We start from the raw sequence: 6979 nt of genomic DNA, 5'->3' as shown, positions 1-6979 counted from the left end.
GCGTGGTGGCGACCTCGGCCAGCACGTCGGCGACAGTGCGGCCCTCGACCTGGCCGAGCAGGCCACCGACACCAAGCGCGTCGACGAACCCGGTGTGCCGCCGGTCCCTGGTCAGCTGCCACTTGCCGCTGTCGGGATTCTGTTCCCAGCGGGGCCGTGCGCGCCGGGTCTCGTCAATGCTCAGCACCTCGACCTGGGACAGCGGTGCTTCGACGACCTGCCGGGCGGCGGCCTTGAAGGCGTCCATCACGGTCGGCCAGGACAGGTGCAGGTCGCGGGCTGCCTGGATGACCGTGGAGCCCGCGTCCCGTATCCGGCGCCCGGCCGCACTGCGCAGCCTCCCGGTCAGCCGGGCGCCGGCCGGGATCTGCGGGATCTGCTCGGTGAACGACCTGCGAGGACAAGCCGGCTCGCGGCACCACCAGCGCCGCTTGTGCCACAGGAACTCCAGCCCGCGCTCGCCGTAGGGGAGATCCCGAGGACGGGAGGTCGCGGACCCTTTCACCCGGGACGCGAAGACCCCGCAGGCCGGGCAGGCCCGGGCCGAGGCATCCGCCGTAGCCAGGTGGACCCGGCGCCTACCGTCCTCGCACCGCTCGACCCGTATGACGGATACCCCGTCGAGGTTGAGCAGCAACGTCGTATCGTTGACCAAGCCCGTGGCTCCCCAGTGATCCTTCTGCGTAGAGAACAGAAATGATCACCCAGGGCCACGGGCGTCCTGCGCCCAGGGCCGATAACCACCCCACCCATCACAGACTGTGACGGGCAGTCAGACACACACCGACGCTGCACCGCTCAACTTCGAAGACCCTGTTTCCCAGGCGGCTTCGGGCAGGCGGGCGATGGCGCGTTCGTCCTCGGGCGTGATCGTCCAGCCGACGGTGTAGCGGACCGTGCGCCGCGCCGCGTGGTGTTCAGCGCCTGAAGACGCTTGAGCAGGCCGTGCGTGGCACCGGCGCCGTCGACCCGCACCAGGATCTTGGCCTGGCAGGAGCGGGGTATCTGCGCGAGCGCGGCATCCAGCACCCGCAGGTGATCGGCGACGGTGTTCGCGCGGGCGTTGCCCTCCCTCAGCTCCATCGCCAGGCACTCGTCGGTGTAGGCCAGCCACGCGGCCAGCGGGTGGAAGCCGAAGGTGCCCTTGAACGTGCCGGCGGCGCCCTGTTTCCTGAAGGCCGCGGTGATGACCGTGGCGTCCATGTCGAGCACGGTCCAGCCCTTCAGATGCCGCCCCGCGACGGTCAGATACGGGAAACCGCCGGGCCGCAGGTGCAGCAGCGTCCAGACATGGCGACGCACCCGCTGTCGTACCTTCGCGATCTGTGTGCGCCTCGTCTCGTTCGTCGTGGACAGCAGCCGGTGCAGCGTGGAGTCCGACACGGCCCCTCCGAACAGAGAGCCGTGGCGGAGATGGAGTTGCTCTGCCTCCAGCAGATTCGCGGGCCGAGCGCGATCGCGACGACGAGGCCGACGAGCGCAGTGGCCCGGTCCCGCCACGACGAGGCCGTGCCCGATGGCAGCACTCCCGACACTCGCATCCTTGCAGGTCGGCGGCACCTTTCTGCTGCCAGGGCGTCAGATCGACCAATTCCACTGAAGACCCGGGGGTAACGGTGGCGGCGCACGACGAGGAACGCGTGGCCGGCCTCGTCCCGGTCCTCGGGGGCGTCGTCGGCCAGGACGTCGATCAGGGCCCAGTCGTAGTGGCGGTCGCCCTTGGTGCCGTTGCCCGTACGTCGTCGCATCCAGGCCCTGGCCGGCACCTTCGCCGCCAGCTCGGTGGCGCTGAAGCGGCCCACGGCAGTGCTCGCGCGATGGTCGGCCTTGACCGCCAGGGCGTAGTCGAAGCCCAGCGTGCGGGCGGTGCGGCGCAGCTCCAGGCTGCCGTAGACCTCGTCGCCGGTGAACCAGCGGGCGGTAGGGCGAGTTGACGGGCGCGGTGCAGCATGGCGGTGGCCAGCTGGGGCTTGGTGGCGAAGGTGACCTCGTCGGGCACGTGCCGCAGCAGCCTGCGCTCCTCGTCTTCGGCCCAGGCGGCGGGCAGGTAGAGCTCGCGGTCGATCAGGGCGTGACCGCGTGGCGAGGCGTAGGCGAGATGGACGGCGACCTGGCACAGGCCCACCCCGCCAAGAGCGCCGGAGTACTGGTGGGAGGCTCCCACACAGTCGGTGGAGGACTTTCTCGTCACGCGTCTCGTCGACGATCAACACAGCTTCGGTGTCGGCGAGTTCGGCCGCGACCCAGGCGGCGAGACGGTCGCGGGCCAGGCCATGGTTCCAGGCGCCGCGCGAGAGGAAGTGCTGGAGGCGGTGCGGCCCGTCGTGCCCGAGTGCCTCGGCGAGGGTCCAGCAGTTGCGCCGTTCCAGCTCCATCAGCATGCCCTGCGTCATCGCCCGGCCCAGCATCCGCGAGTCCCGGCGCGGGAAGCAGACGGCCACCGCCGCCATCAGCGACCCGAACGCCGCCGTCCAGACCCGCTCGGCTATCGTGGCCTCCAGGGCCACCTGATTCTTGATCGTCTTCGCACACGTCAATGATCACGGTGGCCGTTCCCATGTCCGCGGCCACCCCTACCCTGACTTGCACGGACGCCTCAACAATCAAGACTTACAGCTGCCGTGGCTGTCCTCGACCGCACCGCCGCTGCGAACGCGAAGCCGAGCACTTCCTTGCCTTCACGAGCATCGCCTGCACCCTCCTCTGCTACCGCAGAGGAGGGGAGGAATTTAACTCTACTGGCAGCGTTCGGCGGGCCGCTAGAATGTCAAAATCGCACTCAGCATGTGGCCCATCGGAGGAGTAGACCACGAAGGGGCCTATTATGCCTGGCCTTGAGGGTCGAAATTTCCGGGAAGGAGTTCCACGATGTACGGTAACATCCTTCTTCGTGCATTTTTCGAATATTGCGGCTTCTGTCAGGAGCGGCCGAGAGGTGCCCCAGCTTGAAGTGTAAACATCAGAACTGTCGTCTGATTGCAAGACTGCCGTGGATCGCGGCTATTCGAAGTAATGTGCGTTGTAATCCCGGCGTCGAGTATCTAGTGTGGACGTTTTTCGGTCTCTCATTTGCCACCTCAGGATTGAAGTCTTCTCAGTAACGTGACTATTGCGGCGCGTGATGTCGCGCCGGGCAGCAAGACGGTGCACAGGCGTCAGATACGTGCGAAGCCCCTGATGGGAACGCGTCTGCCAAGATCACGTTCCGTATAACCAGCTGGTTCGCCGACGGCACCCGGCTGGTCCAACTCACCCAGGACAACAGCATCTCGACCCCCACCGTCTAACCTGCACGGCCGTGCCGGCCGACCATGCGCCCGATCTGTTACACCGCGCTGGAGCGCGCGGCGGTGGCCGGTTACACCCACCTCAACCTGGAGGGCACCGTAGATCCGCACCGACCGCGTGGCCGCCGCTGGCCCCAACGGAGCGGACCTGTGGTGGTTTGGGAAACACAAGCACCACGGAGGGAACGCGCAGGTCATCTCGGCTCCAGTTACGAGACGTTACCGAGAAGGGCTCACTGTTTCTGCCACCACAGCGGTGGTCGCTTTGATCGGTGCGGGCTTGACGGCAACGTCAGCTGACGCGGCGACGGCGTCGGTGCGGGTCAAAGTTTGCCACGGTGTGGCTAACAGGGAGGCACGGATAACGTCGGCGTACATCAACGGAAACAATCAGAACGGTGCAAACATGAATTCAAATCCCACGTTTACGATTAACAAATACAAAGAAGGTGTAACCGCTAACAATTGATGGCAATGGGACGGTCAATTGGATTATGTATCCTATTGCGATGAAAACGGCGTAAAGCTGGTATGCCCTTTTCAAGCCGTCTGAGGTAAACGGCAGCATGTACACGGTGTATATCGACGGTGGCGGTGGCATCTGACTCGACTCCGCGTCGGCGGTCCGCAGCGTCCTGATCTCAGGGGCCGCTGCGAGGTCCCCGCCGGATCGCCGCCGAGCCCTATGTCGAACCTGCTGCAGTCCAAAACGACCGCATCATCCACGTAGTCGCATAATGCAATGATCCGTTACTCGTGAAGATCTACTGTTCGGCGGTTTCCTTCAGTGGTTCTTCTTCGGAAGGAGCGCATGTGCCCTCCAGGCGTACTGTTCTCGCCGCCACGGCCGGCCTCGCCGCCGCCGTCACCGTCGGCGGCCAAGCGCACGCGGACGACCATCGGCTGCGGGCGCTCATCTCCCGCATGACACCGGAGGAGAAGGTCGGGCAGCTGTTCGTGATGCGGGTCTACGGCCACTCGGCCACCGCTCCCGACCAGGCCGACATCGACGCCAACCTCAAGGAGCTCGGCGTCCGCACGGCCGCCGAGCTGATCGCCAGGTACCGGGTCGGCGGCATCATCTACTTCGCCCAGACGCACAACACCCGTGATCCGCAGCAGATCGCCGCTCTGTCCAACGGCATCCAGCGGGCCTCCCTGGACCAGCCGCACGGTCTGCCCGTGCTGATCTCCACCGACCAGGAACACGGGATAGTCGCGCGCGTGGGCAAGCCCGCCACGCTGTTCCCCGGCGCCATGGCCGTCGGCGCCGGCCGGTCCCGGGCCGACGCCCACACCCTCGGCCGCATCGCGGGCGCCGAGCTGCGCGCGCTCGGCATCCGGCAGGACTACACCCCGGTGGCCGACGTGAACGTCAACCCGGCCAACCCGGTCATCGGCGTACGGTCCTTCGGCGCCGACCCGGACGCGGTGGCGGCGCTGGTTGCCGCCGAGGTGTCGGGATACCAGCGCTCCGGAATCGCCGCGACCGCCAAGCACTTCCCGGGGCACGGCGACACCACCGTCGACAGCCACTACGGATTCCCGGTCATCGACCACAGCCGCGAGGAGTGGGAGCAGCTGGACGCGACGCCCTTCCGGGCCGCGATCGCCGCCGGCATCGACTCGATCATGACCGCGCACATCATGGTCCCGGCCCTCGACGACTCCGGCGACCCGGCCACCCTCTCCCACCCGATCCTGACCGGCATCCTGCGCGAGCGGCTCAGCTACGACGGGGTGGTGGTCACCGACTCGCTCGCCATGGAGGGCGTCCGCACGAAGTACGGCGACGACCGCGTGCCCGTGCTCGCCCTCAAGGCCGGCGTCGACCAGCTCCTCGACCCGCCCTCCCTGGACGTCGCCTGGAACGCTGTCCTCAGGGCCCTACGCGACGGCGAGCTCACCGAAACCCGCCTGGACGAGTCGCTGCTGCGCATCCTGCGGCTCAAGTCGCGGCTGGGGCTCTTCGAGAGGCCGTACGTCAGCCGGTCGGGCGTCACCCGCACGGTCGGCACCGCGGCGCACCTCGGGGCGGCCGACCGGATCGCCGAGCGGACGACGACGCTGCTGGTCAACGACGGGCATCTGCTGCCGCTTTCCCCGCGCTCCCACGGGAAGCTGCTCGTCGTCGGTGCGGACCCGGCCTCCCCATCCGGCACCACGGGACCACCCACCGGCATCCTGGCCGCAGCCCTCACCGAACTCGGCTTCACCGCCACAGCCCTGTCCACCGGCACGACCCCGTCCGCCGCGGTCGTCGCCCAGGCGGTCGCCGCGGCACGGGACGCGGACGCGGTGGTGGTCGGCACGTACAACGTCACCGCGACCGGCTCGCAGAAGACACTGGTCGAGGGGCTGACGGCGACCGGGAAGCCGGTCGTGGCGATCGCCATCCGCAACCCCTACGACGTGGCTCAACTGCCCGCCGTACGAGCCTACCTGGCGTCCTACTCCTGGACCGACGTCGAACTGCGCGCCGCTGCACGGGTGATCGCGGGACGGGTCGCGCCACGCGGGAGGCTGCCGGTGCCGGTACAGCGGGCGGATGACCCGACAAGTGTCCTGTTCCCGGTCGGGCACGGGTTGTCGTACGAGGATTAGACCCGGACTGGACCCGGACTTCGCGGGTCGCCCTTTTACGTCTGTGGCCAGCGGGTTCGTGTGATGCCGGTGTCGAGGAGGTCGAGGAGGTGGAGTTGGACGCCGCGGGTGATCTGGATGGTGGGAGGGTCGGTGACGCTGCCGATGCGCAGGGTGAGTTCGCCGAGATGGTAGAAGATCATGCGGCCGATGGGACGGACCCGCCGGTTGTCGGGATAGAGGCCCGGTCATGGTCTGCTCCGGGCCGAGTGCGTGTCTGACCTGCCACTCGATCAGGCAGAAGACGAGCAGGGTCGGCCAGATGACCTGGATCAGGGCGGCGACGCGCTGGTGGTGCTGCACGAAGACCGGCGCAACCGCGGGTGGCGCTGCACCGCAAACTGCGCTGGAGTCGCCAGGTCTTGAGCGTGGCAATGGCCTGCTCGCCCAGCCAGGGCTTCGGCGTAGGTGAGAAACGTGCAGTTCAATGGTGCTCTGCCCGCACGGTGGTCACCCAGGGACGGGACAGGCACGGGCTCCCAAGATCATGGAGTTCTCGATGCCCCGTGATTCAAGTGGAAGTCCGTGCGGGCCGACGCATCATCGCCGATCCCAACCGCTCTTGACCAACTCCGCGGCCATCGACGGGTCGATCCCGCAGACGGGTCGGACCTGCTCGAACGGCTGGCCGAACCGCGTGATCCGCGTGATCCACGCGGAGTGCAACACGCCCTGGTTATCGTGCTCACGTTCACCGCGTGTGCGGTACTTGGCCCGGGGCGAGGTCTCTTCTGGCGGTCGGTGAGTGGATAGCCGACGATCGCGTCCCATGAAGTGGTGTAGCGGGGCTGGGTCCCGGAACGCGCGGGTGTCTGCCCGGGGCGTGCATCCGCTGGCGGTGCATGCTCCCTGAACAGGGGCAGGCCATCGCGCAAGTCTCTCTGGTGAACGGGCAGTTCGACCGGAGGAGCACGCGATGGCCTTGTCTCAGTCTGAGCTGAACCTGTGCGGCAGCAACTGCTCGTTCTGCCGGTTCCGGACCGGCGGGCGGGTAGGGGCACGGCATGAAGGTTCCGGCGGAAACCGTCGCAGCGTTATGCGGCAAATTC

At 67.4% G+C, this 6979-nt stretch carries 6 protein-coding genes and 2 pseudogenes; 4 read left to right on the top strand and 4 right to left on the bottom strand.

Annotated elements, in window-relative coordinates; translation table 11 throughout:
• The 3 genes from ABZ453_RS49750 to ABZ453_RS49740 form a co-directional block, all read right to left on the bottom strand.
• A partial coding sequence (locus ABZ453_RS49750; RefSeq protein WP_359026500.1) for a transposase family protein occupies positions 1-655 on the bottom strand: 655 nt, incomplete at its 3' end.
• A 143-nt stretch (positions 656-798) separates the two neighbouring features.
• Positions 799-1383 (bottom strand): transposase, encoded by a 585-nt coding sequence (locus ABZ453_RS49745; protein WP_359026498.1) that lies wholly within the window; start codon positions 1381-1383, stop codon positions 799-801.
• Between the two features lie 307 nt (positions 1384-1690).
• Positions 1691-2164 (bottom strand): transposase, encoded by a 474-nt coding sequence (locus ABZ453_RS49740; RefSeq protein ID WP_359026502.1) that lies wholly within the window; start codon positions 2162-2164, stop codon positions 1691-1693.
• Between the two features lie 191 nt (positions 2165-2355).
• Here ABZ453_RS49740 and ABZ453_RS49735 point away from each other — a divergent pair, with 191 nt between their 5' ends.
• From ABZ453_RS49735 to ABZ453_RS49720, 4 genes and pseudogenes are all read left to right on the top strand, one after another.
• Positions 2356-2511 carry a hypothetical protein gene (locus ABZ453_RS49735; RefSeq protein ID WP_359026496.1) on the top strand — a complete coding sequence of 52 codons (156 nt, stop codon included), beginning with the start codon at positions 2356-2358 and terminating at the stop codon, positions 2509-2511.
• Between the two features lie 112 nt (positions 2512-2623).
• A pseudogene (locus ABZ453_RS49730) lies at positions 2624-2716 on the top strand (IS5/IS1182 family transposase); the annotation flags it as partial.
• A 502-nt stretch (positions 2717-3218) separates the two neighbouring features.
• Positions 3219-3495: pseudogene (locus ABZ453_RS49725) on the top strand (IS5/IS1182 family transposase); the annotation flags it as partial.
• Positions 3496-4100: 605 nt separating this feature from the next.
• Positions 4101-5891, top strand: a complete 1791-nt coding sequence (locus ABZ453_RS49720; RefSeq protein ID WP_359026494.1) for a glycoside hydrolase family 3 protein — start codon at positions 4101-4103, stop codon at positions 5889-5891.
• A 35-nt stretch (positions 5892-5926) separates the two neighbouring features.
• On the opposite strand, the gene ABZ453_RS49715 is transcribed toward ABZ453_RS49720, so the two are convergent.
• Positions 5927-6073 (bottom strand): hypothetical protein, encoded by a 147-nt coding sequence (locus tag ABZ453_RS49715; RefSeq protein WP_359026492.1) that lies wholly within the window; start codon positions 6071-6073, stop codon positions 5927-5929.
• Positions 6074-6979: the final 906 nt, after the last annotated feature.

Origin of the sequence: Streptomyces sp. NPDC005799 (assembly GCF_040630525.1) — a bacterium.
GTDB classification, from domain to species: domain Bacteria; phylum Actinomycetota; class Actinomycetes; order Streptomycetales; family Streptomycetaceae; genus Streptomyces; species Streptomyces griseorubiginosus_B.
The sequence above is the reverse complement of the archived record's forward strand: the minus strand, read 5'-3'. Positions and strand labels throughout refer to the sequence as shown.

Bases quoted from the DNA above. Each gene is read 5' to 3' on its own strand.
- ABZ453_RS49715 (WP_359026492.1), bottom strand. From the start codon at position 6,073: ATGATCTTCTACCATCTCGGCGAACTCACCCTGCGCATCGGCAGCGTC.